This is a genomic window from Pseudomonas sp. B10(2017), assembly GCF_002113295.1.
GTDB lineage: Bacteria > Pseudomonadota > Gammaproteobacteria > Pseudomonadales > Pseudomonadaceae > Aquipseudomonas > Aquipseudomonas pudica.
Map to the genome: position 1 here is coordinate 33,204 of NZ_NEJU01000008.1, position 25,122 is coordinate 58,325.

Consider the following 25,122-nt stretch of genomic DNA (forward strand, 5'->3'; position numbering starts at 1 on the left):
GAGCACACCGAACATGCAGATTCCCGGATTCGACATCGACAGCGAGATTGGCCAGGGCGCCATGGCCAGTGTCTATCTGGCCACCCAGCGCTCGCTGCAGCGCAAGGTGGCGCTGAAGGTGATGGCCGCGAGCCTTGCCGCCGACCCCACCTTCTGCGAGCGCTTCCTGCGCGAAGGGCGCACCTTGGCGCGGCTGGCGCACCCGCACATCGCCACCATCCATGACATCGGCAACGTCGGCGAGCTGTACTACATGGCCATGGAGTACCTGCCCAGCGGCACCCTCAAGGAGCGCATCGCCGCCGGGCTTGCCCCCGAGCAGGGCTTGCTGTACGTGCGGCAGATCGCCCAGGCGCTGGGTTATGCCCACGGCCAGGGGTTGGTGCACCGCGACGTGAAACCGGCCAACATCCTGTTCCGCGCCGACGGCACGGCAGTGCTCTCGGACTTCGGCATCGCCAAGTCGCTGGATGACCGCACCCAGTTCACCCAGGCTGGCTTCGCCGTCGGCACCCCGAGCTACATGAGCCCGGAGCAGGCGCGGGGCATGGACATCGACGGCCGCGCCGACCTGTATGCGCTTGGGGTGGTGCTGTACGAGATCCTTGTCGGCGAGCTGCCCTACCGTGGCACCGATGCGTTGTCGACCGCACTGGCCCACCTGACCGAGCCCCTGCCGGAGCTGCCCATCGAGCACGGGCGCTACCAGGACATCCTGCGCAAGCTGCTGGCCAAGGACCCTGATCACCGCTTTGCCGATGCCGACGCGTTGCTGGCTGCACTCGACCGCTTGCCTGCCGATGACCAGGACAGCACGGTGATCCGGCCTTTGCCGGTCGCGATGCCGGGCAAGGCCGACCTTGGCGGGCTGACGCCGGTATCCATCGATATTCCGCAGGTCGCGGCCGAGCCGGTCGCCTCACCCGCGCCCGCAACGCAGCCGTCGCGGCCCGGGCCTGCTGCGCCGCCGAAACCAGCCTCGGGCATGCCGGCCAAGGCCTTGCTGGCCGTGGCCATCGCCGCGGCGCTGGGCCTGGGCGCGACCTTCTTCTGGTTGCGCAGTGGCAGCGACCAACCGGCTGCGCAGCCACCGGTGGTGCAAACCGCGAGCGACCCGCTTACGGCAACCACTCCGCCGCCAGCTGCCAGCGAAGACGGCCGGCCTTTGCTGATGCCGGGCAAGAAAACCCTGTTCCAACGTGTGCTGACCAAGCCCGAAGCGCAATTGCGGGCACTGCCCGGTGACAGCGCGGGTGAGCCACTGCCGGCGTTCTCGGTACTGTACGTGTACCAGCGCAAGGACATCGATGGCCAGCCATGGCTGGAAGTGGGCGCCTCCAGCAGCGGCCAGCGCGACGGCTGGTTGCCGGCTGCACAGACCAGCGACTGGAAGCAAAGCCTGGTACTGAAGTTCACCGAGCGTTCCGGCCGTTCACCGGTGATGTTCATGCGCCAGGCCGACGACCTGCAGCAGTTGCTCGATGACACCGGCAAGGCCCGCGCCGACCTGCTCAAGGCGCAGAACGAGCCCGATCAGGTGCCTCAGGTGCTGGCCCTGGAGCCGGCCGCCAGCGCGGTGCCGCAGAACCAGTTCTACCTGATGCCGATCTTCGACTACCGCGAAAGCTTCGGCGCCGACGGCCAGCCGGTGCAGTTGCTCAACGTCGCCTCCATCGACCCCGGCAGCAGCGTTCGCGGCCAGGCGGCCACGGCTGCTGGTGCGGCCGTGGCGACGGACAACCGCTTCCGTACCGGCATCGTCCTGGTGGTCGACACGTCCGTGTCGATGCAACCCTACATCGACCGCGTGCGCCAGGTGGTCAGCGAACTGCAGGCGCAACTGGCTGCGCAGGGCGAGCTGGACAACGTCAGCTTCGGCCTGGTGGGCTTTCGCAACAGCGTCAAGCGCACCCCGGGCCTGGACTACCTGAGCAAGACCCTGGTCAGCCTGGAGGAGGGCCGCGATCCGGCGCGCTTCCTCAAGGCTGCCGCGCAGGTCAAAGCCACCAGCGTCTCCAGCCATTCGTTCAACGAAGATGCCTTTGCCGGCGTGATGCAGGCCGTGGAGGGCATGGACTGGTCGGGCTATGGCGGGCGCATCGTCCTGCTGGTCAGCGATGCCGGTGCCCTGCGCAAGAACGACCCTTACAGCAGCACACAGATGAACGAGGCCGAGGTTCGCCAGGCTGCGTTGAGCAAGCAGATCAGGATCTACGCCCTGCACCTGCGTACCCCGGCCGGCGCGAAAAACCATGGCGCTGCGGAAAGCCAGTACCGCGTACTCACTGCCGACAGCAACCCACAGATCGGTGACCTGTACGTGGGGGTGCCGGGCGGCGATGTGGGCGCCTTTGGCGAGCGCGTGCGCGAGATCGGCTCGACGTTCGCCGAACTGGTGCACCAGGTGCGTGAACAACAGCCACAGCCGTTGCCCCAGTTGGGTTCGGGCGCGAGCCTGGCGGCGAAGTCCCAGGCAATCGGTTATGCCATGCACATGGACTTCCTCGGCCGTAACGGCGCCAGCCAGGCGCCGCAACTGGTCAGCGCCTGGGCCGCCGACCATGACCTGGCCAACCCGGCGTTGCCGAGCCTGCAGGTGTGCGTGATGCTGACCAAGCTGCAACTCAATGACCTGCAGCAGTCGCTGAAGCTGATCGTCGACGCCGCGCGCAAGACCCGCAGTTCGCCGGGTGATTTCTTCAACGAGATCGCCAGCGCGAGCGCCTACATGAGCCGCGACCCGGGCGCCCTGCGCAAGGGCGCAAACCTGGCCCAGGGCGGGGTACTGGGCGAATACCTCGAAGGCCTGCCGTACCGCAGCAAGTCCCTGAGCATGACCGAGGACCTGTGGCTGTCGCTGTCGGTGGCCGAACAGGAGGATTTCATCGACGAACTGGACTCGAAGATCCGCCTGTACGAAACCTTCCACAACGACATGGCCAACTGGGTGCGCTTCGGCAAGGCCGAGCCGGGCGATGCCCTGTACCGTGTACCGCTGTCGACGTTGCCGTGATGATCAGCCTGCACGCGGTGCGCAAGACGCGCGGCCAGGGGGCCCAGCGCTACAGCCTGCAGATCGACCGGCTGCAGCTGGCTGCAGGGGCACGGGTGGCGCTGGTCGGCCCCAGCGGCTGCGGCAAGAGTACCTTGCTCGACCTGCTGGCGCTGGTGCTGGCGCCGGATGCCGCCGAGGGCTTCGTCTTCGCCGGCACCGATGTGGCTGGCCTGTGGCGCCAGCGCCGCCTCGATCAGTTGGCGGCGCTGCGCAGCCGCCAGCTGGGCTATGTGCTGCAGGCCGGTGGGTTGCTCGGTTTCCTCGATGTGCGTGGCAATATCCGCCTGCCACGGCAGCTGTTGGGGCTGGGCGAGGACGGCAGCGTCGAACGCCTGGCCGAGGCGCTGGATGTGCATGACCAGCTGGCCAAGAAGCCCGCCGCGTTGTCGCTGGGGCAACGTCAGCGGGTCAGCTGCGCCCGGGCTCTGGCGCATGCGCCGGCCTTGTTGCTGGCCGACGAGCCTACCGCGGCGCTGGACCCGGTGAACGCCGAGCGGGTCATGCAGTTGCTGCTGCGCGAAGCACAGGCGCGCCAGGTGACCTGCGTGCTCGCCACCCATGACGAAGCGCTGGCACGCCGGGCCGGGTTGAGCGTGCTGCGCATGGCCTGCCGGCGCGATGCCGACGGCGGCGTCACCGCCACCTTGGCGCAGGCTGTCTGATGCGCCCGTGGCTGATCGCCGGCCTGGCCTGGCAGGACTACCGCAACGATGCGCGGCTGTCGGCGTGCAGCGTGCTGGCGCTGGTCGCGGTGATCGCGCCGTTGCTGGTGCTGTTCGGGCTCAAGTTCGGCCTGGTCGGCAGCCTGACCGAGCGCCTGCAACGCGACCCGAGCGTACGCGAGATCATTCCCTTGGGCGGTGGCCGTTTCCGCGCCGATTTCATCGATGCCCTGGGGCAGCGCCCGGACGTCGCTTTCGCCATCGCGCGGACCCGGCAGATCGCCGCCACTGCAGAGCTGCTGCTGCCTGCCAAGGGGCGTGCGGTAACCGTCGAGATGCTGCCGACCGCTGCCGGTGACCCCTTGTTGCAACAGGTGCCACCGCCGCAGGGCTTGCAGCAGGTGGTACTGAGCTTTACCGCTGCCGAGAAGCTCGGTGCCGCTGCCGGTGATGAGCTGCAGGCCAGCTTCAGCCGGCAGCAGGCCGGCCAGGTGCAATGGCGCCAGACGCGCCTGCAGGTAGCCGCCGTGCTGCCGTTGACGGCGTTCGAGCGCGATGGCCTGTTTGCTTCCCTGGCCCTGCTCGAAGCGGTCGAAGACTACCGCGACGGGCGCGGCGTGCCGGCGCTGGGCTGGCCGGGCGAGGGCGCAGGCACTGATGCGCAGCGGATATACCCGGCGTTTCGCCTGTATGCCCGTGGGCTGGCTGATGTCGAGACGCTGCGCACCTATTTTGCCGAACGCAGGTGGCTGGTATCGACCCAGGCTGCGCAGATCGCCCAGGTGCAGGCCCTGAGCCGCAACCTGGACCTGCTGTTCTGGATCATCACCAGCCTGGCCGTGGCCGGTGCCGTGGCAGCCGTCGCCGCTGGCGCGGTGGCGGCGGTGCAGCGCAAGCAGCGTGAGCTGGCGGTGCTGCGCCTGCTGGGGTTCGGCACGGCCGCGCTGCTGCTGTTCGTGGTGCTGCAGGCGCTGTACAGCGGCGTGCTGGCGGCCGCAGTTGCCGCCGCTCTGTACCTGCTGGCCGAGCAGGGCCTTAACCGGATCTTCACGCAGGTGCCAGGCGAATACGCCAGCCATCTGTTGCCCATGCATTACTTCGTTGCGTTGTCTGCGGTGCTGCTGGCCAGCACAGCCGCTGCTGCCCTGGGCGGCTGGCGGGTGACGCGCATCGATGCCAGTCAAGGAATCCGTGATGTCTGAACTTCGCCTCGGGGCTGCGGCCCTGCTTCTGACAACGCTGGGCCTGGCGGCCTGTTCGCCGGGTACCGACGAGCCGCCTGCCAAGTCGGCCAAGCCGGCCAACGCCGCTGCCGCCAGCGCCCCGGCACAGCCGGTCGACACCAGCAAGCTGGACAACCCCAAGCCTTTGCCAGGCGACGTCAGCCTGCCGCTGCCATGCGGCGGCGAACTGGTGCTGCGTAGCGTCTATGTGCTGGCCCAGGGCAGCCTGGACGACCGCGAGGTCAACCTCGGCTACCCGTTCAGCGAGGGTGAGGCCGGCTACCAGCAGTCGTTCATTTCCGGTTATCGGCGTGACTTCATCAATGGCCAGTTCAGCCTCCAGGACCTTTCGCCCGCCTGGCAGAAGGCCGTCGCCCCCAACCTGCCCGAACTCGACCAGGCTGGCCCGCTCAAGCCGATGATGTATTTCATTGGCAAGTACGAGGTCAGCGCCCGGCAGTACGCCCAGGTGATGGCTCAGGCCCAGTCGCTGGCCAGCGGCGAGGCGCCGCCGGCCTGCCAGCCCGATACCACGGCGGCCGGGCGCCTGCCCAAGGTCAAGCTGTCGCGCTTCGAGGCCGAGCGCTTTGCCGCGGTGTATAGCGCCTGGTTGCTCAAGCATCACCGCGACCTGCTGCCGGTCAGTGGCCGGGGCAGCAAGGCCGAGGACGGCGGGGTCGGTTTCGTGCGCCTGCCCACTGAAGTGGAGTGGGAGTTCGCTGCCCGTGGTGGCTCTGCGGTCAGCCGACAGGAGCTGGAAGGGCGGCTGTTCCCGCGCAAGGTCCAGGGCAGTGACAGCGACGGGCCGCTCGGCGACTGGGCGGTGTTCAACCAGGTGGCTGGCGGCACCGGGCAGGCCGCACGCCTGATGCCGATCGGTACCCGGCTGCCGAACCCGCTGGGGCTGTTCGATGTGATCGGCAATGCCGCCGAAATGGTTCAGGAGTCGTTCCAGCTGGTGCATGCCGGCCGCTTGCAAGGCGCCTATGGCGGCTTTGTGGTCAAGGGCGGCAACTACCTGGAAGGCGAGGGCACGCTGTTTACCGGCATGCGCCGCGAGTACCCGTTGTTCGGCGCTGATGGTACCGAGCAGCGCAACGAGACCACGGGCTTCCGGGTGGCCATCGGCGCCTTGTCGGCACCCCGTTCGCGTTACCAGGAGCTGTTCGAGCAGTGGCAGAAGGAAGGGCGCCTGGCCAGCCTGACCGACGATATCGATGCCGTACAGGACCCGACCAAGCGCCTGGACAGCATCATCGCCGCCACCGCCGACCCGCGCCAGCAGGCCGAGCTGGGGCTGGTCAACGAAGAACTCAAGCGCAGCGTTTCGCTGATCGGCCGCCAGCGCGAAGAAGCTGCCGGCAACCTGATCCAGTCCGCCGCGCTGGTGGCCGAGACCATCAACAACTACAACATTCGCCTGACCAACCTGCGCAACACCCAGGCCGAGGCGAAGGCGCGTGGCGACCAGACCACCGTGAGCATGTATGCCGCAGCCATCGCCAACGGCCGCGCCGCCCTCGATGGCGCCGTGGCGATCTACATCGACAACCTGGCCAGTGGTACGCGCTACACCGACGCGGTGATCCAGGCGCAGTTCCAGCGGGTAAAGGAAGAACTCAACCGCAAGCCGGTCCTGGGCAAGAGCCTGGTAAGCCGCGCGACCCTGTTCGTTCGCCACGTTGGGGAGTACCGCCAGAACCGGCGGGCCGACCCGGCGACGATCCTCAAGGAGCTCCTGGCATCGGCCGCCGCGCGGCCTTCGTAGTGGCTTCTGCCTGACGCAACCGCGGGGCGGCATGAAGCCCCCCGTTTTAACCACCCCACGTGAGAAAGTGACATGTCCAAGACCATCTTCACGGCTACCCATGCCCGTTCCGCCCTGCTGCTCGCTGCCGGTTTCAGCACCGTGCTGCTGGCGGGCTGCTCCAGCTCCCCGGTATCCAAGGTTGGTGCCACGACCAAGGTCGAGTACTACCCGAGCTGCTACGAGCCTGTGCAGCACCTGCGCTCCACCGACGGTGACATGACCCGCTCGGTTGCCACAGGCGCCGTCATCGGGGCCCTCGGCGGTGCCTTGACCGGCGCCCTGGTCGACGGCGACAACCGCGGCCGCAACGCCGCCATCGGTGCGGCGGGTGGTGCCCTGGTGGGCGGTGCGGCCGGTTACTACACCGAGCGCCAGAAGCAGATCAGTGACGACAAGCAGCGCATTGCCTCGTACGCCACCGACATCGACAAGAGCGCTGCCGACCTGGACCGCACCACGGCCTATGCCAAGGCTTCGCAGAGCTGCTACCAGCGTGAGTTCACCAGCCTGATCGACGGCCGCAAGGCCAACCGCATCAACGACACCGAAGGGCGCAAGCGCCTGGCCGAGATCGTCTCGGGCCTGCAGGAGTCGAACAAGCTGTTGGCCACCGTCAATGGCCGTGTTGCGGAAAACCTCGACAATTACACCCAGGCCTACGAGCAGGACCTCAAGCAGGTCGGTGTGGCTCGTACCGATGTGGCAACCGTGGCTGAGCCGCCGAAGACCACCACTGGCAAGAAGAAGACCCAGGCCGTCAAGGTGAACAAGAACGTGCCGCAAGAGGCTGTCGCCACCGAGAAGACCCTGCAGAAGGCTACTACCAAGAAAGCCGAGGCCCAACAGGTGGCCAATGCCGGCGTCGACCAGGTCAACAAGATGTGCCGCAGCCCCGACATGGGTGACTGGGCGCCGGTGCCTTGCCCGAACGTGTAATCCACGCACCGTTGCGCTCGCGCTGGTGCACGTGCAGCCCTCGCGCAGGTCGCCTGACCTGCCTGGGCCGTGCGTGGGCCGGCGCAGCGGCTTTACGATTCAAGGAGAGTTGTCGTGACTGATCTGATGTCCGGCGCCCTGGGCGGCTATAGGCAGCAAATGGCCCGTCAGCGGCTGTTGTTGACCGTCGACCAGCAGAAGCTGTTCAGGGCCATCGATGCCGACCCGGGTATCGTGGGTGCTGGTGTTGTCTATATCGATGCCGAGTACAACGTGATCGTCCTGCGCGAATTCAAGCCTATCTGCAGCATTGCGCCCAAGCGTGTGATTCTGCAGGAGGCAGCACCTTACAAGTCGCCTGAACAGTTCATGACCCAGCTGCAAACCGGCGCGCGTGAGCGCAAGGTGATGGCAGAGGCCGTGAACGCCAGTTTGGGTTGCCTCTCGGCCTACCTTGGTTGGGTCGTCATGTTCAGTGGCACCATTGCCGTACCGTTCACTGGCGGCGCCAGCATGGTGTTGACGGCGATCGGTTATGCCGCCGCGGCTGCGGGTACCGGGCAGTGCATGATGGGTGGGTACCGAGTGTTCAACGAAGTGTTCGACCCAGGGCAGAACGACTGGCTCGACAGTAACGACACGGTCCAGACCGTGATGAGCATACTGGACGGCGTCGCGCTGGCGGGTGTGGGCGCATCGAGCCTGAACACCGTGCGGTTCCTGCAGGCTCGCAAAGCGGCGACCGGCAAGGGCTGGAGGGAGCTGTTCCATAGCCTGTCGCGGCAGCAACGCAAGGCGCTGGCCGAGGAGCTTCTGCTCATCAAGCATCCGTCGCTCACCGCCAAGCAGCTCAAGTTGAAGCAAGCGGCGGGTACTGCGATCAAACGCTTTACCCCTACCGAAATTCAGCATGCCACGCGTACTTTGATCAAAGACTCGATAGGCGGCTTGTCGGGCTTTGGCAGCAGTAGCTTCGTGCAATCGGTTGCCGTGGGGCTTTACGAGGAGATTACCGAGTGACCCGTGACCAGGAGCTGCAAACGTTTCTTTCCCGTTATTTCGGCGTGTTCATTGCCGAGTTTTTCTTTTCCTGCATGGCGCTGGGCGGCACCGTCTCGCTGGTGTTCTCCACCTATATGCGCAGCTCAGACCCTGAACTCTCGGTGATGGTGCTGGCGGCAGCCGGTGTACTGAGCGTCGCCTCGCATATCGCCATGGTGCGTGGCTTTGCCTGGGGCGTGCGCGGTGTGATCGGCATCCTCGTGGTTGCCTTGCTCGCCGCATTGCCCAGCTACGGTTATCGCCCGCACATGGGGGCGTACATTTCCGTCCTGGTGTTCGGTTTGCTGGCTCTGCTGATCATCAACAGCCAGCGTTACCGCGAGATGCGCGTGCGCCTGGTGGAGTATCGGGACATCCGTAAATTCAACCGTCGCGCGGCTAAAACCTCTAAATGACACCTTTCTCTGATGTAACGAGGGGATCGGGATGAATCTGCGCCGAAAGCGTACCTGGCTCGGTGGTTTGCTATTGCCCTTGCTCGTTGCTTGCAATGGCCATAAGGTCGAGCGTGTCGTGGTCTATGAGAATAACGTCCATCACTGGCGCATCGAGCACGTGGTGGAGCAGAACTGGCCGGTGGGGCCTCGCCAGTATTATCAGGTGTTTCTCAAGGACCGCCTGCTGATCCTGCCTGCCAATGTGTTCAACGACGAGCGCGACATTAGTGAGTTCGTTGCTGCGGGCGGTTTCGACATCAGCAACTGGCGCAACGACACGATCATCGTGGCGTTCGAGAACGTGCAAAAGCGCGAGGGCGGCAACGAGCATTTTGTCCGCTCGCTGATGATCACCCCGGAGTACAAGGAGGGGGAAGTGATACTGACTGACATGGCGACCCATATGCAGATCGTGGTGCAGCGGGTGGAGCCGGTTGGGGAGGGGAAGTAGCAGGGCAGTGGTGGTTGTAGCAAGCAAATGAACTAGCTGTGGATGTCACCGGCATTTGTGGGGAGCGGGCAACGCGGTGTATGGCACCGGCTGCGCCGGTGTTCGCGGCTAAAGCCGCTCCCACAGGTACAGCGTTAATCCGAAGCCAGCGCAGTACCTGTGGGAGCGGGCAAGCCAGCGAAGCAGGCGACGCGGTGCATGGCACCGGCTGCGCCGGTGTTCGCGGCCACGACCGCTCCCACAGGTACAGCGTTAATCCGAAGCCAGCGCAGTACCTGTGGGAGCGGGCAAGCCCGCGAAGCAGGCGACGCGGTGCATGGCACCGGCTGCGCCGGTGTTCGCGGCCACGGCCGCTCCCACAGGTACAGCGTGATCCCGAAGCCAGCACAGTACCTTGTGGGAGCGGGTTCACCCGCGAAGAGGCCCGCCCAGGCAAAACCGCCGCTTAAACCCCATGCAACCGCAGCGCCCGCTGCGCACACTCCCGCCAACTCAACTTCGGCTTCTCTACCGGAGGCAGCTGTTGCATTTCCCCTGCCAGCACCACCGGCATATCCCGCATCCTCACCCAAGGCTCACTCTGCCAATACAACAACGTCGCGCTCCGCCCCCCAGGCCAGCACATCCGCCCCAGTCGCGGAACATCCTCCACCCCCTCCGCCTGCCGATCACGCAGCACCGCCACCACCTCATGCGTCAGCCACCAGCGCAAATGCCGGTTCTCCAGTACATGGTGATGCGCCAACAAGGTATAGGCCCCGGATTCGCTGACCATCGTGGTTTCCTGGTACTTGCCATAGCGCAGCAGCTGCACGGAGCGGTACTGATCCGGGTCGAGCTTGCGCGTGCAGTGTTCGTCGTAGAAGTGACCACTCAGCCGGCCGAGTTCGTGGGCGCAGAACCAGGCTTGGGATTCGAGCCAGAGGGTGTGGAGGGGGCGGTTGTGGCGGGTGAAGAGGGTAGGTGTATTGAAACTGTCCATCTTGGCCATCCTGATTTGGAAAGCCGCTGCTAACGGGAACGGAATACCACTGCGTGAGCATTCTTAAGCGCCGAGAGACGTTATCGCGACGATACAAAAGTCACAATGAGAACCTTGTAGGAAGCTTCCTCTTCGGCTTTTTTCCTGCCAATAAAAAAGGCTGCCAATCGGCAGCCTTCTCTATGCTCGCTCGGATATCAATCCCAGCTCAACGCCCCACCAGTCTGATACTCGATCACACGTGTCTCGAAGAAGTTCTTCTCTTTCTTCAAGTCCATGATCTCGCTCATCCACGGGAATGGGTTGGTAGTCCCTGGGTACTCTTCCTTCAGGCCAATCTGGGTCAGGCGACGGTTGGCGATGAACTTGAGGTAGTCTTCCATCATCGCTGCGTTCATGCCCAGCACGCCGCGTGGCATGGTGTCACGGGCGTATTCGATCTCCAGCTGGGTCCCTTGCAGGATCATCTGGGTCGCTTCTTCCTTCATCGCCGCGTCCCACAGGTGCGGGTTCTCGATCTTGATCTGGTTGATTACGTCGATACCGAAGTTCAGGTGCATCGACTCGTCACGCAGGATGTACTGGAACTGCTCGGCCACGCCGGTCATCTTGTTGCGGCGGCCCATGGACAGGATCTGGGTGAAGCCGCAGTAGAAGAAGATGCCTTCCAGTACGCAGTAGTAGGCGATCAGGTTGCGCAGCAGTTCTTTGTCGGTTTCGACGGTGCCGGTGTTGAATTCCGGGTCGGAGATGGCGCGGGTGTACTTCAGGCCCCAGGCGGCTTTCTTCGCTACCGACGGGATCTCGTGGTACATGTTGAAGATCTCGCCTTCATCCATGCCCAGCGACTCGATGCAGTACTGGTAGGCGTGGGTGTGGATCGCCTCTTCGAAGGCCTGGCGCAGGATGTACTGGCGGCACTCCGGGTTGGTGATCAGGCGGTACACGGCCAGGGCCAGGTTGTTGGCTACCAGCGAGTCGGCGGTGGAGAAGAAGCCGAGGTTGCGCATGACGATACGGCGCTCGTCTTCGGTCAGGCCGTCCATGCTCTTCCACAGGGCGATGTCGGCGGTCATGTTGACCTCTTGCGGCATCCAGTGGTTGGCGCAGCCGTCCAGGTACTTCTGCCAGGCCCAGTCGTACTTGAACGGTACCAGCTGGTTGAGGTCGGCGCGGCAGTTGATCATGCGCTTTTCGTCAACACGCACGCGGGCGCTGGAGCCTTCCAGCTCGGCCAGGCCTTCGGCGATGTCGAGGTCGTTCAGGGCAGCCTTGGCGCGCTTGACGGCGTCGGAGTCGTCGGCGGTGGCGGCACGGGCTTCCAGGGCGGCGGCACCACCGGCGCTGTCGAGCTTGTCGAGGGTGGCGGCGGCAGCGGCCTGCGCAGGGGTGTTGCCTTTGGCGGCTACTTCGCCGTCTTCCTTGTCGAATTCGTCCCAGCTCAGCATGGTTTGGCTCCTGCTTGAGGGTCGCCCTAAGGCAACCGGTTGGATTTTAAGAATGTGATGCCTGACGCAAGGCCCGTAACGGCGAATGGACAGCTCGAGAGGCTGACTCTCGTTTACATCTGGTGTGTTCTGGCTTGTACCTGGCCAGGCCTTCGTGAGGGGCCAGGGACAATTGATAGGTGCCCTTTTCAGAGGGGGCGAAGTATACCGGAATTCGCCTTCGATCGGGGCGCGTGTCTGGCGGGCGAGGGTAACTTTTTCGACCGGTCTGGCGTGCGTCCGTTCACGAAATCTTGTGTAGTTTTCTACGGGGGAAGAGTTTAGCGCTAACCTATATGTTGTGCCAGTTTAAGTTTAAGGCACACCATATGGTGTTTAATGGGTTTTGTGTTGTCTGACCTAGCCTCATCGCCGGCAAGCCAGCTCCCACAGTTTCCGCGTCAGGCCGGGGGGCGATGCAGTACCTGTGGGAGCTGGCTTGCCGGCGATGAGGCCAAGCCAGGCAACCACTAGCTGCGTGGGTGGTGCAGCGTTTCGACAATGTGTGTCTTGGGATGCCTGCGTGCTTCTTCGACCGAGGTGAAGCGGCCGGTTTCCGCGTTGCGACCAATCTTGCGAGTTGCCAGTTTTTTCCGCGCCATGGGCTTAGTCCTTTTTGAGAGGTCCTGTCCTTTTACCGAGCTGCGCGAGCAGTGGGCAAAGGGCAAGGTTTCTCCGTGGCGCAGATACAAAAATGCCGCGCAGGGCGCCCATGGGCACTCTGCGCGGCACTCAGGCCTTACTGGCAGGCTTCGCAGTCAGGCTCGTCGATCGCGCAGGCCTTCGGCACTGGCGCTGGGCCCGCTGCCTGGACCGGGGCGCTGTCGCCACCGCTGGAAACGGCGTTGAGCTTGCCGGTGTTGATGGTCGACTTCTCGGTGCTGGTCGCAGCCAGGGCACGGAGGTAGTAGGTGGTCTTCAGACCACGGTACCAGGCCATGCGGTAGGTAACGTCCAGCTTCTTGCCCGAGGCGCCGGCGATGTACAGGTTCAGCGACTGGGCCTGGTCGATCCACTTCTGGCGACGCGAGGCGGCATCGACGATCCACTTGGTCTCGACTTCGAACGCGGTGGCGTACAGGTCCTTCAGCTCTTGCGGGATACGCTCGATCTGCTGCACCGAACCATCGTAGTACTTCAGGTCGTTGATCATTACCGAGTCCCACAGGCCACGGGCCTTCAGGTCGCGGACCAGGTACGGGTTGATCACGGTGAACTCGCCCGACAGGTTCGATTTCACGTACAGGTTCTGGTAGGTCGGCTCGATGGACTGCGACACGCCGGTGATGTTGGCAATGGTCGCGGTCGGCGCGATGGCCATGATGTTCGAGTTACGAATACCTTTCTTGACGCGTTCGCGCACCGGGGCCCAGTCCAGGGACTCTTCCAGGTTGACGTCGATGTACTTGGCGCCACGGGCCTCGATCAGGATCTGTTGCGAATCCAGCGGCAGGATGCCCTTGGACCACAGCGAACCCTGGAAGGTCTCGTACGCACCGCGCTCGTCGGCCAGGTCGCAGGACGCCTGGATGGCGTAGAAGCTGACCGCTTCCATCGACTTGTCGGCGAACTCGACGGCAGCATCGGAGCCGTACGGAATGTGCTGCAGGTACAGCGCATCCTGGAAGCCCATGATGCCCAGGCCGACCGGGCGGTGCTTGAAGTTCGAGTTACGCGCTTGCGGCACCGAGTAGTAGTTGATGTCGATCACGTTGTCGAGCATGCGCACGGCGGTGTTCACGGTGCGTTGCAGCTTGGCGGTGTCCAGCTTGCCGTCGACGATGTGGTTCGGCAGGTTGATCGAGCCCAGGTTGCAGACCGCGATCTCGTCCTTGTTGGTGTTCAGGGTGATCTCGGTGCACAGGTTCGAGCTGTGGACCACGCCCACGTGCTGCTGCGGCGAACGCAGGTTGCACGGGTCCTTGAAGGTCAGCCACGGGTGGCCGGTCTCGAACAGCATCGACAGCATCTTGCGCCACAGGTCTTTGGCCTGGATGGTCTTGAACACCTTGATCTTGTTGTACTCGGTCAGGGCTTCGTAGTACTCGTAGCGCTCTTCGAAGGCCTTGCCGGTCAGGTCGTGCAGGTCTGGCACTTCCGAAGGCGAGAACAGGGTCCACTTGCCATCATCGAAGACACGCTTCATGAACAGGTCAGGGATCCAGTTGGCGGTGTTCATGTCGTGGGTACGACGACGGTCATCACCGGTGTTCTTGCGCAGCTCGATGAATTCTTCGATGTCCAGGTGCCAGGTTTCCAGGTAGGCACACACGGCGCCCTTGCGCTTGCCACCCTGGTTGACGGCAACGGCGGTGTCGTTGACCACTTTCAGGAACGGAACCACGCCCTGCGACTTGCCGTTGGTGCCCTTGATGTAGGAGCCCAGTGCACGCACAGGGGTCCAGTCGTTGCCCAGGCCACCGGCGAATTTCGACAGCATGGCGTTGTCGTGGATAGCGTGGTAGATGCCCGACAGGTCGTCCGGCACGGTGGTCAGGTAGCAGCTGGACAGCTGCGGGCGCAGGGTGCCGGCGTTGAACAGGGTCGGGGTCGAGGCCATGTAGTCGAAGGACGACAACAGGTTGTAGAACTCGATCGCGCGGGCTTCCTTGTCTTTTTCTGCCAGTGCCAGGCCCATGGCCACACGCATGAAGAACACCTGTGGCAGCTCGAAGCGCACGCCATCCTTGTGGATGAAGTAGCGGTCGTACAGGGTCTGCAGGCCCAGGTAGGTGAATTGCTGGTCACGCTCGTGGTCGATGGCCTTGCCCAGGCGGTCCAGGTCGTAGCCTTTCAGGGCCGGGTCCAGCAGCTCGAACTCGACGCCTTTGTCGATGTAGGCCGGCAGGGCCTTGGCGTAAAGGTCGGCCATTTCGTGGTGGGTGGCGCTCTCGGCCACGTTCAGGAAGCCCAGGCCTTCGGCGCGCAGGGTGTCCATCAGCAGGCGGGCGGTCACGAACGAGTAGTTCGGCTCGCGCTCGACCAGGGTACGGGCGGTCATCACCAGGGCGGTGTTGACGTCCTTGATGGCCACGCCGTCGTACAGGTTCTTCAGGGTGTCGCGCTGGATCAGGTCGCCATCGACCTCGGCCAGGCCTTCGCAGGCTTCGCTGATGATGGTGTTCAGGCGGGCCATGTCGAGCGGCGCCAGGCTGCCGTCGGCCAGGGTGATGCGGATGCTTGGGTGCGGCTCGACCACGGACTCGGTGTTGACGCGGGTGGCACGCTCCTTGGCGCGCTGCTCGCGGTAGATCACGTAGTCACGGGCGACCTTCTGCTCGCCGGCGCGCATCAGGGCCAGTTCGACCTGGTCCTGGATTTCTTCGATGTGGATGGTGCCACCCGATGGCATGCGACGCTTGAACGTGGCGGTGACCTGCTCGGTCAGGCGCGCGACGGTGTCGTGGATGCGCGACGAAGCGGCGGCGGTGCCACCTTCAACTGCGAGGAACGCCTTGGTGATGGCCACGGTGATCTTGTCGTCGGTGTAGGGGACGACAGTGCCGTTACGCTTGATCACACGCAGTTGGCCGGGAGCGGTGGCGGCCAGATCCTGGTTGGAATCGGCGGCCTGCGGCACCTTGGCCTGCGGGTTCTCGCGAGTTGTGTCGGTTTGCATGAGTGGGTGTCTCCACAGTTTCTATATTGTTCAGGCGCCTTTTGGGCGCCCACCGTTCCGTCCACTTGCTCGATGGCCTGGCGGGGATGGGCAATGCATGCGCATCCGCCCGCGCGGGCGTACCAACTTCGGGACAGACTCAGGAATAAGGGCAATTGGCTCGCCGCTCCCTGGCCGAAGTCAAAGGTTCTGGGCCGGGCCCAAAAACTGTTGCTGATGGGTACCAGGCCTGGCCTGTAACACCCATACCCGAACAAGGCCCTGCAAGGGCTTGCCTCGGTCGCCTCCGCAGGAGCGGTTTGGCTGCTGGAATCACTTGAAGTTCACCCGAAAAAATCGCTTGATTTTGCGGGTTGACTTTTATGTGTGATTTTGCACGAACCCCTATATCTAGTGGTTCGCTGCGATCGGGATACAAGATAATGCGGTATCGGGGGCTTTGCAAGGCGAGCGCCTGTGGATAACTTGTGCGTACTTTGTGAGTGAATGGTGGGTATTCGCTGTAGGCCTTGTGCCAAGTGGTTTGCAGTATTTTTCTGCGCCTTGCTGCCCCAGGGCAGAATTTTTCGGGCGCGAACCCTATCACAAAAAACGGTTCAGTCGAGGGGCTGCTGGCAGGTTGGCAGTGCCGGATAGCAGCCGTAGTATTCCGAGGGGATGTTGCTTTTTGGTTAAAGGGTTATGTTGCCTGTGCTGGCCCTTTCGCGGGTGAACCCGCTCCCACAAGGACCGTACCGCTTTCGAACCCTGTGCAGTACCTGTGGGAGCGGGTTCACCCGCGAAAAGGCCGGCGCAGGCCATAGAAAAACAACAAATATAGGCACAAGCCATGGACCACCCCGCACCTCGCATCCTCATCGTCGAAGACGACCAGCGCCTGGCCGAGCTCACCGCCGAGTACCTGCAGGCCAACGGCTACGAAGTCAGCGTCGAAGCCGATGGCGCTCGCGCCGCGCGGCGCATCGTCGACAGCCAGCCCGACCTGGTCATTCTCGACCTGATGCTGCCCGGCGAGGACGGCCTGAGCATCTGCCGCCGGGTGCGCAGCCAGTACCCCGGCCCGATCCTCATGCTGACCGCCCGCAGCGATGAACTCGACCAGGTCCAGGGCCTGGACCTGGGGGCCGACGACTACGTCTGCAAACCCGTACGCCCACGCCTGCTGCTGGCACGCATCCACGCCCTGCTGCGCCGCAGCGAAGCACCGGACAGCAAGCGCCAGGACCTGGCCTTCGGCGCGCTGCGCATCGACAATCGCCTGCGCGAGGCGCATCTGGGTGAACAGCTGATCGAGCTGACCGGCGCCGAATTTGACCTGCTCTGGCTGTTGGCCAGCAACGCCGGGCGGGTGCTGACGCGCGAGCAGATCTTCACTGCTCTGCGTGGCGTCGGCTACGACGGCCAGGACCGCTCCATCGACATACGCATCTCCAGGATCCGCCCCAAGATCGGCGACGACCCGCTCCAGCCAAGGCTGATCAAGACCCTGCGCAGCAAGGGCTATCTGTTCGTCGGCGAGGCCCCATGAACAACTCGATCTTCCTGCGCATCTATGGCGGCATGCTGGCCGTGCTGGTGCTGGTGGCCCTGCTTGGCGGGCTCAGCCTGCACCTGGTCAACGAAGTGCGTGCCGCCCAGCACCGCGAGGGCCTGGCCCAGGGTACCTTCAGCCTGATGGCCGACAACCTGGCGCTGCAGAACGACACCGAGCGCAAGCGCTCGCTGCTGATCTGGGAGCGCCTGCTTGGCGTGCCGCTGGCGTTGCAACCGATGACCGCGCGCACGCTCGATGGCGGCCAGCGGGCGCGCCTGTACCGCGGCCTGGTGGTGGTCGAGAAGACCGGCCCACATGCGGCCCAGGTGCTGCGCAAGGTCGGCCAGGAAGACCTGATGCTGGTAGCGCAGATCAAACAGATCAGCGAGCAACTGGCGCGGGCCACGCTCTATCTGCTGGCCGACGAACTGGTGCGCTACCCGGTGACTGAACAACAGCAGCGCCTGGCGCAGATCAAGAAAGAAAAGGGCTTTGGCTTTGGCGTGGCCCTGCAGCGCATCGAGCGGGTGAGCCTGGACGATGACCAGCGGCGTCGGGTCGAGGAGGGCGACACGGTCATGGCCCTGGGCAAGGATGGTGACTCGATCCGCGTGTTCGCCGGGCTGGCTGGTTCGCCCTGGGTGCTGGAAATCGGCCCGCTGTACCAGCTCAACCCGTATCCGCCGCAGTTGCTGATTCTGATCACCTTTCTTGGCCTGTGCCTGATCGGCCTGGTGGTCTACCTGCTGGTGCGCCAACTGGAGCGACGCGTGTCGGGCCTGGAGATTGCTGCAACGCGCATCGCCCAGGGCAGCCTGGACACCCGCGTGCCGGCTGGCGATGCCGACTCGGTGGGGCGCCTGGCCGCGGCCTTCAACGGCATGGCCGAACACCTGCAGCGCTCGCTGACCATGCAACGCGAGCTGGTGCGGGCGGTTTCCCACGAGCTGCGCACGCCGGTGGCACGCCTGCGCTTTGGCCTGGAGATGATCGAAAGTGCCACCACCGAGCAGGCCCGGGCCAAGCACCTGGCGGGTATGGACGGGGATATCCAGGACCTCGACAAGCTGGTCGACGAGATGCTCACCTACGCCCGCCTGGAGCAGGGCGCACCGGCGCTGAAGTTCGAGCGGATCGACCTGGATGCCTTGCTCGACCGGGTGATCGAAGAGCTTGCGCCGCTGCGTGCCGAGGTACGGGTGGTGCGCGGTGAGTGCCAGGGTGCCGATGGCGAAGGCGCCTGGGTCGAAGCCGAGCCGCGCTACCTGCACCGGGCCCTGCAGAACCTGGTAGGCAACGCCATGCGCCACGCCGAGGCCGAGGTGCGCCTGAGCTACCAGTTGGGGCAACAACGCTGCCGCATCGATGTAGAGGATGACGGCCCGGGCATTCCCGAGGGTGTCTGGGATCGAATCTTCACACCGTTCACCCGCCTCGACGACAGCCGTACCCGCGCCTCGGGCGGGCATGGCCTGGGCTTGTCTATCGTGCGGCGGATCATCTACTGGCACGCGGGCCGGGCCACGGTGGGGCGCAGCGTCGCGCTGGGTGGTGCCTGCTTCAGCCTGAACTGGCCGCGGCAGCAGGCACCGTTGTGACGGTCAGACGCTGACCAGGCTGAGCAAGTGGCCGTCCTGCAGGCAGAACTGGCCCTGCAGTTCGGCGCCATGCCGCCACTGCGGCGACAGGTCGGTGAGCAGGCGCAGACGGGCCAGGCCTTCGGCAGACCAGTCCAGCACTTCGGCGTGCTCGAAGTAGAAGCGCTGGCGCGTCAGCGGGTAGAGCGTCTTGAACAGGCTTTCCTTCAGCGAGAAGGTCAGGGTGACGGCAAGGCCGAGCTGGCGGCGGTCCAGGCGCTCGAGTTCGGGTGGGGTGAGGATTTCACCCATCAGCCGCTCGGCACGCTGGTCATCCAGCAATGCTTCCTGATCCAGGCCCAGGCCCTGGCAACTACCCTCGGCGGCGACCACGGCGGCGGCCCAGCCTTTGCCGTGGGTGATCGAGCCGTGGATGCCGGCGGGCCAGATGGGTGAACGGTCCTCGTGGGTGCCGGGCACGTAGTCACGGCCGTCCAGGCGCTGCAACGCGGCCCGGGCACACACCCGGCCAGCAAGGTACTCGGCCTGGCGCTTGGGCACCGAACGCTGCAGGCTGGCGCCCGGCACGACGCCGGCGCGCTGGAAGTCGTCGGGTGCCAGGCGGGCATGGTCGAAGTTGCAACTGACCAGCACCGCGCCGGGCAGTGGGCGGGGCAGGGGCCAGTGATGCTGGAGCGGGGCGCAGCAGGCGGGGAGTGTGTTCATGGGGCTATTGTGCCAGCCGAGGCGACGCTGTGGGAGATCGGATCGCAGGGGCCGCAAAGCGGCCCCTCGCGTTGTTTACTTGAACACCTTCTTGAAGAACGCCTGCATGTCCGCCCAGGAACTCTCGTCCGCCGTCTTGTTGTAGCCGATATCCGGCCCGCCATGCTCGCCATGGCTCAGCCGGTCTGCATCCGGGTTGGTAAAACCATGCTTGGCCCCTTCGATACTGACCAACTCATAGTTGACCTTGGCTGCATCCATCTCGGCCTTGAACGCCTCCACTTGCTGCGAGGTAATCATGCTGTCTGCCGCGCCGTGCTCGACCAGGATCTCCGCGCGTACCACCCCAGGCCTGGCCGGGGTCTGGGTGGCCAGTGCGCCATGGAAGCTCACCACGCCATCGAGCTTTTCGCCGCGGCGTGCGGCATCCAGCACCACCTTGCCGCCGAAGCAATAACCCACCGCGCCCAACTGATGCTTGTTGGTGTTCGGCTGCAGTTTCAGCAGCTCCAGGCCAGCATCGAAGCGCCGCTCCGCGGCCTTGGGGTCTTTCATCGCCTCTGCCATGAACGCCTTGGCGTCGGCAGGGTGTTCGGTTTGCTTGCCGTCGCCATACATGTCGATGGCCAGCGCGTTGTAGCCCAGCGCCGCAAGCTCGCGGGCGCGGCGCTTGACGTAGTCGTTCAACCCCCACCACTCATGCACCACGACAATGCCGGGGCGCTTGCCTTCGATAGCATCGTCATAGGCGTAGTAGCCGACCAGGCGGTTGCCGTCGGCGTCCTGGTAGGGGATCTCGCGGGTTTGTACCGCCGCTTGGGCGAGGGCGGCGCAGCACATCAGGGTCAAGGCCAGCAGGGCACGCATGGTCACTACTCCTTGTTCTGCAAACAGTTCGTTCAGCCGGGGTTCAGCCAGGGTTCAGTCGCGGTTCAGGGTGCCCTGCTTACTCTAGCTTCCAGACCGAAACAGCGCACTCAACTGGAGTATCCAGCCATGAAAACCTTCAACACCCTGCTTGCCGCCATGGCCGTCTGCGCCGCTGGCATCACCACCGCCCAGGCCGCTGACGACAACTTTGCCAGCCTGACCTACGGCCAGACCAGCGACAAGGTTCGCAAGTCCGGCCTGCTGCAGCGCAACACCGACCACCTCAACGCCGATGGCATCATCGGCAAGGACGACACCTGGGGCGTGCGCGTGGGCAAGATCAATGATCAGGGCCGCTACTACATGACTTACGACAACGTCTCGGGCGACCACAGCGGCCTGAAGCTGCGCCAGGAGAACCTGCTGGGCAGCTACGACCTGTTCCTGCCGGTAGGTGACACCACCAAGCTGTTCGGCGGTGGCAGCCTGGGCGTGACCAAGCTTACCCAGGACTCGCCGGGTGCCAGCCGGGATACCGACTACGGTTACGCGTATGGCCTGCAGGCCGGTGTGATCCAGGACATCACCGACAAGGCTTCGGTGGAACTGGGCTACCGTTACCTGCGTACCAACGCCGCCACCGAAGTGGGTGCGCACGGCGGGCCGAAGGACGGGACCCTGCGCCTGACCAGCAGCGCGCAGACCTACCTGGCTGCAAGCTACAAGTTCTGACGGGCGAGCCGGGTTATCCTGTACCGGCCCTTTCGCGGGCACGCCCGCTCCCACAGGGACTGCACGAGCCTTGGAACCTGTGCGATCCCTGTAGGAGCGGGCGTGCCCGCGAAGAGGCCGGTACAGGCAATACATATCAAGGAGCTGCACATGAAACTGCTGGTGGTCGAGGACGAAGCCCTGCTTCGCCATCACCTCTACACCCGCCTGGGCGAAAGCGGCCATGTGGTCGAGGCGGTCGCCGATGCCGAGGAGGCGCTGTACCAGGCCGGGCAGTACCACTTCGACCTGGCCATCATCGACCTGGGCCTGCCCGGCATCAGCGGGCTGGAACTGATCACGCGCCTGCGCAGCCAGGACAAGACCTTCCCCATTCTCATCCTCACCGCCCGCGGCAACTGGCAGGACAAGGTCGAGGGCCTGGCCGCCGGTGCCGACGACTATCTGGTGAAGCCGTTCCAGTTCGAAGAACTCGAGGCACGCCTGAACGCCTTGCTGCGCCGCTCCAGCGGCTTCACCCAGTCGACCATCGCCGCCGGCCCGCTGGTGCTGGACCTGAATCGCAAGCAGGCGACGCTGGACGAGCAGCCCCTGGCCCTGACTGCCTACGAATACCGCATCCTCGAATACCTCATGCGCCATCACCAGCAGGTGGTGGCCAAGGACCGCCTGATGGAGCAGCTGTACCCGGGTGACGAGGAACGCGACCCCAATGTCATCGAAGTACTGGTCGGCCGTTTGCGGCGCAAGCTCGAGGGCGAGCACGGCTTCAAGCCGATCGACACCGTGCGCGGCCTGGGCTACCTGTTCACCGAGCGCTGCCGATGATCCGTTCGCTGCGGGTGCGCCTGATGCTGGCGGCCGCGGTGCTGGCGCTGCTGTTCATGCTGGCGCTGCTACCGGCCTTGCAGAAAGCCTTCAGCCTGGCCCTGCAGGAGTCGATCGAACAACGCCTGGCCTCGGATGTGACCACGCTGATTTCCGCTGCGCGCATCGAACACGGCCAACTGCAGATGCCGACGCTGCTGCCGGACGAGCGTTACAACCTGCCGTACACCGGCCTGCTCGGCTATATCTTCGACCGCGACGGCAAGCTGGTCTGGCAGTCGCGTGCCACCGCCGCGCAGAACATCAACTACCGCCCGCGCTACGACGGCCGTGGCAACGAATTCGCCCGCATTCATCAGGCCGATGGCGAAGAGTTCTTCGTCTATGACGTCGAGATAAAGCTGCTGGGTGGCCAGAGCGCCGCCTACAGCATCGTTGCCCTGCAACCTGTGCGCGAATACCAGCACACCCTCGATGGCCTGCGCGAAAAGCTCTATCTGGGCTTTGGCGCGGCCTTGCTGGCGCTGCTGGTGCTGCTGTGGGCCGGTTTGACCTGGGGCCTGCGTTCGTTGCGCCGGCTCAGCCGCGAGCTGGACGACGTGGAGTCGGGTGTACGGGACGGCCTGAGCCGCGAACACCCACGGGAGCTGCTGCGCCTGACCGGTTCGCTGAACCGCCTGTTATGCAGCGAGCGCGAGCAGCGTCAGCGCTACCGTGATTCGCTCGATGACCTGGCGCACAGCCTGAAGACGCCGCTGGCGGTATTGCAGGGGGTGGGCGAAAGTCTGCAGCAGCGTAACGGCGAGCGCGAGCAGGCACGTGTGCTGCAGAGCCAGATCGAGCGCATGAGCCAGCAGATCGACTACCAGCTGCAGCGCGCCAGCCTGCGCAAGAGCGGCCTGGTACGCCATAGCGTGTTGCTGCGGCCGTTGCTCGACAGCCTGTGCAGCACCTTGGCCAAGGTGTACCGAGACAAGCGGGTGGACGTGACGCTGCAACTGCCCGATGAGGCGCAGGTGCCGATGGAGCAGGGCGCGTTGCTGGAGCTGCTGGGCAACCTGCTGGAGAACGCCTACCGCCTGAGCCTGGGCCAGGTGCGCGTGAGCCTGGAGCAGGCGCCTGGGCAGTTGACCTTGTGCATCGAGGACGACGGGCCGGGGGTGCCGGCGGACCAGCGTGAGCGGATTCTGGAGCGTGGGGAGCGGCTGGACAGCCAGCACCCGGGGCAGGGGATCGGGCTGGCGGTGGTCAAGGATATCGTCGACAGCTATGACGCCGAGCTGAGCCTGGGGGATTCGCCCCTGGGCGGCGCGGCGTTCAAAATCACTTTCCACCTGGATTGATTTGTAGCCTGTACCGGCCCTTTCGCGGGTGAACCCGCTCCCACAGGTACTGCACAGGTCCTGAGCCCTGCGGGCACCCTGTGGGAGCGGGTCTACCCGCGAAGAGGCCGGAACAAGCAAACTGCAATGGGCGGATTCCCGCCAATGCCCCTGTACAAATCCCGCCACCGGGCGGAAATCCGCCAGCCTTCCTCAGGAAAATCGCCCCGTCGTTGGGCGTTTATCCCTCACAAATACAGCCTTTGCACCCTTGATGGGCATTTTGGCACCACCCTTGCTATTGATCCTCGCAGAGGCCTGCCCAGGCAGCTCGAACACAACGACAAATCCCTCCGGGTGCAGGAGGGTTAGCGATTCAGGTGCCCCATCGCCCTGGGAAGGGTGAGCCGGCACACTTGAGGAAAATTAGCCATGACGACACGTCAGCCGCTGTACAAATCCCTGTATGTCCAGGTGTTGGTCGCCATCACGATCGGCATCCTGCTCGGCCACTACTACCCGGAGACGGGCGTCGCCCTCAAACCCTTGGGTGACGGCTTCGTCAAACTGATCAAGATGGTCATCGCTCCGATCATCTTCTGTACCGTGGTCAGCGGCATCGCCGGCATGCAGAGCATGAAGTCGGTCGGCAAGACCGGCGGCTACGCGCTGCTGTACTTTGAAATCGTCTCCACCATCGCGCTGATCATCGGCCTCGTCGTCGTCAACGTGGTCAAGCCGGGCGCTGGCATGCACATCGACGTCAGCACCCTGAACGCCAGCAGCGTGGCTGCCTACGCCGCCGCCGGCGCGCAGCAGACCACCGTCGGCTTCCTGCTCAACGTCATCCCCAACACCGTGGTCGGCGCCTTCGCCAACGGCGACATCCTGCAAGTGCTGATGTTCTCCGTGCTGTTCGGCTTCGCCCTGCACCGCCTGGGCAGCTACGGCAAGCCGGTGCTGGACATGATCGACCGCTTCGCCCATGTCATGTTCAACATCATCAACATGATCATGAAACTGGCCCCGATCGGTGCCTTTGGTGCAATGGCCTTCACCATCGGCCAGTACGGCGTTGGCTCGCTGGTGCAACTGGGCTACCTGATGGCCTGTTTCTACATCACCTGCCTGCTGTTCGTGCTGGTGGTGCTGGGTGGTATCTGCCGCGCCCACGGCTTCAGTGTCCTCAAGCTGATCCGCTACATCCGTGAAGAACTGCTGATCGTGCTGGGCACTTCCTCCTCTGAGTCGGCCTTGCCACGCATGCTGGCCAAGATGGAGCGCCTGGGTGCTAAGAAGTCGGTGGTTGGCCTGGTCATCCCGACCGGTTACTCGTTCAACCTCGACGGCACCTCGATCTACCTGACCATGGCTGCGGTGTTCATCGCACAAGCCACCGACACCACCATGGACATCACTCACCAGATCACCTTGCTGCTGGTGCTGCTGGTGGCTTCCAAGGGCGCTGCCGGTGTTACCGGTTCGGGCTTCATCGTCCTGGCTGCCACCTTGTCGGCCGTTGGCCACCTGCCGGTTGCCGGCCTGGCGCTGATCCTTGGCATCGACCGCTTCATGTCCGAAGCCCGCGCCCTGACCAACCTGGTTGGCAACGCCGTTGCCACCGTGGTTGTAGCCAAGTGGGTGAAGGAAATGGACAACGACAAGCTGGCATCGGAGCTGGCCTCCGGTGGTGCGCCGCTGGTCGATACCCGTCCGACCGACGACCTGGGCGTGGCTGAAGGCCCGGCTCGCTGATAGCGTTGCGGTAAAACGAAAAAGGCGACCTGAGGGTCGCCTTTTTTGTGGGTG

At 64.4% G+C, this 25,122-nt stretch carries 19 protein-coding genes; 14 read left to right on the forward strand and 5 right to left on the reverse strand.

Features of this window, described 5'->3' with window-relative positions; translation table 11 throughout:
• Nucleotides 1-13 precede the first annotated feature (13 nt).
• The 8 genes from CAF92_RS12035 to CAF92_RS12070 all read left to right on the forward strand — a co-directional run bounded on the left by CAF92_RS12035 (nucleotide 14) and on the right by CAF92_RS12070 (nucleotide 9,636).
• Complete coding sequence (locus CAF92_RS12035; RefSeq protein WP_085600967.1) at nucleotides 14-3,013, forward strand: serine/threonine-protein kinase; 3,000 nt, start codon at nucleotides 14-16, stop codon at nucleotides 3,011-3,013.
• A complete protein-coding gene (locus CAF92_RS12040; protein WP_085600968.1) occupies nucleotides 3,013-3,717 on the forward strand; it encodes an ATP-binding cassette domain-containing protein in 705 nt (234 codons plus the stop codon). Before CAF92_RS12035 ends, CAF92_RS12040 begins: the two co-directional genes overlap by 1 nt.
• The gene (locus tag CAF92_RS12045; protein ID WP_085600969.1) at nucleotides 3,717-4,919 is read left to right on the forward strand and encodes an FtsX-like permease family protein; all 1,203 of its coding nucleotides are present in this window, start codon (nucleotides 3,717-3,719) and stop codon (nucleotides 4,917-4,919) included. Before CAF92_RS12040 ends, CAF92_RS12045 begins: the two co-directional genes overlap by 1 nt.
• A complete protein-coding gene (locus tag CAF92_RS12050; protein ID WP_046616233.1) occupies nucleotides 4,912-6,708 on the forward strand; it encodes an SUMF1/EgtB/PvdO family nonheme iron enzyme in 1,797 nt (598 codons plus the stop codon). Before CAF92_RS12045 ends, CAF92_RS12050 begins: the two co-directional genes overlap by 8 nt.
• A gap of 72 nt (nucleotides 6,709-6,780) precedes the next feature.
• On the forward strand, nucleotides 6,781-7,686 hold the full coding sequence (gene tagQ / locus CAF92_RS12055) for a type VI secretion system-associated lipoprotein TagQ (protein WP_046616232.1): 906 nt from the start codon (nucleotides 6,781-6,783) through the stop codon (nucleotides 7,684-7,686).
• 126 nt (nucleotides 7,687-7,812) lie between these two features.
• Nucleotides 7,813-8,706: an NAD synthetase gene (locus tag CAF92_RS12060; protein WP_085601050.1), complete on the forward strand. Its 894-nt coding sequence runs from the start codon at nucleotides 7,813-7,815 to the stop codon at nucleotides 8,704-8,706.
• On the forward strand, nucleotides 8,703-9,143 hold the full coding sequence (locus CAF92_RS12065) for a hypothetical protein (protein WP_085600970.1): 441 nt from the start codon (nucleotides 8,703-8,705) through the stop codon (nucleotides 9,141-9,143). Before CAF92_RS12060 ends, CAF92_RS12065 begins: the two co-directional genes overlap by 4 nt.
• A gap of 31 nt (nucleotides 9,144-9,174) precedes the next feature.
• On the forward strand, nucleotides 9,175-9,636 hold the full coding sequence (locus CAF92_RS12070; RefSeq protein WP_085600971.1) for a hypothetical protein: 462 nt from the start codon (nucleotides 9,175-9,177) through the stop codon (nucleotides 9,634-9,636).
• A 445-nt stretch (nucleotides 9,637-10,081) separates the two neighbouring features.
• Here CAF92_RS12070 and CAF92_RS12080 read toward each other — a convergent pair whose 3' ends face one another.
• The 3 genes from CAF92_RS12080 to CAF92_RS12090 form a co-directional block, all read right to left on the reverse strand.
• The gene (locus CAF92_RS12080; protein WP_085600973.1) at nucleotides 10,082-10,618 is read right to left on the reverse strand and encodes a Bro-N domain-containing protein; all 537 of its coding nucleotides are present in this window, start codon (nucleotides 10,616-10,618) and stop codon (nucleotides 10,082-10,084) included.
• Between the two features lie 197 nt (nucleotides 10,619-10,815).
• The gene (locus CAF92_RS12085; protein ID WP_015271500.1) at nucleotides 10,816-12,066 is read right to left on the reverse strand and encodes a ribonucleotide-diphosphate reductase subunit beta; all 1,251 of its coding nucleotides are present in this window, start codon (nucleotides 12,064-12,066) and stop codon (nucleotides 10,816-10,818) included.
• 778 nt (nucleotides 12,067-12,844) lie between these two features.
• A complete protein-coding gene (locus CAF92_RS12090; protein WP_046616228.1) occupies nucleotides 12,845-15,724 on the reverse strand; it encodes a ribonucleoside-diphosphate reductase subunit alpha in 2,880 nt (959 codons plus the stop codon).
• 829 nt (nucleotides 15,725-16,553) lie between these two features.
• On the opposite strand from CAF92_RS12090, the gene CAF92_RS12100 reads away from it, so the two are divergent.
• Together CAF92_RS12100 and CAF92_RS12105 are read left to right on the forward strand one after the other, a co-directional pair.
• On the forward strand, nucleotides 16,554-17,252 hold the full coding sequence (locus CAF92_RS12100; protein WP_085600974.1) for a response regulator transcription factor: 699 nt from the start codon (nucleotides 16,554-16,556) through the stop codon (nucleotides 17,250-17,252).
• On the forward strand, nucleotides 17,249-18,856 hold the full coding sequence (locus CAF92_RS12105; RefSeq protein WP_046616226.1) for an ATP-binding protein: 1,608 nt from the start codon (nucleotides 17,249-17,251) through the stop codon (nucleotides 18,854-18,856). The genes CAF92_RS12100 and CAF92_RS12105 overlap by 4 nt, the downstream gene beginning before the upstream one ends.
• Before the next feature lie 3 nt (nucleotides 18,857-18,859).
• Here the strand turns inward: CAF92_RS12105 and CAF92_RS12110 are convergent, their stop codons facing one another.
• Together CAF92_RS12110 and CAF92_RS12115 are read right to left on the reverse strand one after the other, a co-directional pair.
• On the reverse strand, nucleotides 18,860-19,561 hold the full coding sequence (locus CAF92_RS12110) for a 4'-phosphopantetheinyl transferase (protein ID WP_085600975.1): 702 nt from the start codon (nucleotides 19,559-19,561) through the stop codon (nucleotides 18,860-18,862).
• Between the two features lie 75 nt (nucleotides 19,562-19,636).
• Nucleotides 19,637-20,428 (reverse strand): dienelactone hydrolase family protein, encoded by a 792-nt coding sequence (locus CAF92_RS12115; RefSeq protein ID WP_085600976.1) that lies wholly within the window; start codon nucleotides 20,426-20,428, stop codon nucleotides 19,637-19,639.
• 129 nt (nucleotides 20,429-20,557) lie between these two features.
• On the opposite strand from CAF92_RS12115, the gene CAF92_RS12120 reads away from it, so the two are divergent.
• The 4 genes from CAF92_RS12120 to CAF92_RS12135 all read left to right on the forward strand — a co-directional run bounded on the left by CAF92_RS12120 (nucleotide 20,558) and on the right by CAF92_RS12135 (nucleotide 25,068).
• Nucleotides 20,558-21,163, forward strand: coding sequence for an outer membrane beta-barrel protein (locus CAF92_RS12120; protein WP_013973837.1), 606 nt, complete (start codon nucleotides 20,558-20,560; stop codon nucleotides 21,161-21,163).
• 150 nt (nucleotides 21,164-21,313) lie between these two features.
• A complete protein-coding gene (locus tag CAF92_RS12125) occupies nucleotides 21,314-21,991 on the forward strand; it encodes a response regulator (protein WP_025340281.1) in 678 nt (225 codons plus the stop codon).
• A complete protein-coding gene (locus tag CAF92_RS12130; protein WP_085600977.1) occupies nucleotides 21,988-23,334 on the forward strand; it encodes an ATP-binding protein in 1,347 nt (448 codons plus the stop codon). The genes CAF92_RS12125 and CAF92_RS12130 overlap by 4 nt, the downstream gene beginning before the upstream one ends.
• Nucleotides 23,335-23,745: 411 nt before the next feature.
• A complete protein-coding gene (locus CAF92_RS12135) occupies nucleotides 23,746-25,068 on the forward strand; it encodes a dicarboxylate/amino acid:cation symporter (protein WP_019098118.1) in 1,323 nt (440 codons plus the stop codon).
• Nucleotides 25,069-25,122 lie beyond the last annotated feature (54 nt).

Excerpts from the sequence above, each read along its gene's own strand:
- CAF92_RS12035 (WP_085600967.1), top strand. The coding sequence starts at position 14 with ATGCAGATTCCCGGATTCGACATCGACAGCGAGATTGGCCAGGGCGCC.
- CAF92_RS12040 (WP_085600968.1), top strand. The coding sequence starts at position 3,013 with ATGATCAGCCTGCACGCGGTGCGCAAGACGCGCGGCCAGGGGGCCCAG.
- CAF92_RS12045 (WP_085600969.1), top strand. The coding sequence starts at position 3,717 with ATGCGCCCGTGGCTGATCGCCGGCCTGGCCTGGCAGGACTACCGCAAC.
- CAF92_RS12050 (WP_046616233.1), top strand. The coding sequence starts at position 4,912 with ATGTCTGAACTTCGCCTCGGGGCTGCGGCCCTGCTTCTGACAACGCTG.
- tagQ (WP_046616232.1), top strand. The coding sequence starts at position 6,781 with ATGTCCAAGACCATCTTCACGGCTACCCATGCCCGTTCCGCCCTGCTG.
- CAF92_RS12060 (WP_085601050.1), top strand. The coding sequence starts at position 7,813 with ATGTCCGGCGCCCTGGGCGGCTATAGGCAGCAAATGGCCCGTCAGCGG.
- CAF92_RS12070 (WP_085600971.1), top strand. The coding sequence starts at position 9,175 with ATGAATCTGCGCCGAAAGCGTACCTGGCTCGGTGGTTTGCTATTGCCC.
- CAF92_RS12080 (WP_085600973.1), bottom strand. The coding sequence starts at position 10,618 with ATGGACAGTTTCAATACACCTACCCTCTTCACCCGCCACAACCGCCCC.
- CAF92_RS12085 (WP_015271500.1), bottom strand. The coding sequence starts at position 12,066 with ATGCTGAGCTGGGACGAATTCGACAAGGAAGACGGCGAAGTAGCCGCC.
- CAF92_RS12090 (WP_046616228.1), bottom strand. The coding sequence starts at position 15,724 with ATGCAAACCGACACAACTCGCGAGAACCCGCAGGCCAAGGTGCCGCAG.
- CAF92_RS12100 (WP_085600974.1), top strand. The coding sequence starts at position 16,554 with ATGGACCACCCCGCACCTCGCATCCTCATCGTCGAAGACGACCAGCGC.
- CAF92_RS12105 (WP_046616226.1), top strand. The coding sequence starts at position 17,249 with ATGAACAACTCGATCTTCCTGCGCATCTATGGCGGCATGCTGGCCGTG.
- CAF92_RS12110 (WP_085600975.1), bottom strand. The coding sequence starts at position 19,561 with ATGAACACACTCCCCGCCTGCTGCGCCCCGCTCCAGCATCACTGGCCC.
- CAF92_RS12115 (WP_085600976.1), bottom strand. The coding sequence starts at position 20,428 with ATGCGTGCCCTGCTGGCCTTGACCCTGATGTGCTGCGCCGCCCTCGCC.
- CAF92_RS12120 (WP_013973837.1), top strand. The coding sequence starts at position 20,558 with ATGAAAACCTTCAACACCCTGCTTGCCGCCATGGCCGTCTGCGCCGCT.
- CAF92_RS12125 (WP_025340281.1), top strand. The coding sequence starts at position 21,314 with ATGAAACTGCTGGTGGTCGAGGACGAAGCCCTGCTTCGCCATCACCTC.
- CAF92_RS12130 (WP_085600977.1), top strand. The coding sequence starts at position 21,988 with ATGATCCGTTCGCTGCGGGTGCGCCTGATGCTGGCGGCCGCGGTGCTG.
- CAF92_RS12135 (WP_019098118.1), top strand. The coding sequence starts at position 23,746 with ATGACGACACGTCAGCCGCTGTACAAATCCCTGTATGTCCAGGTGTTG.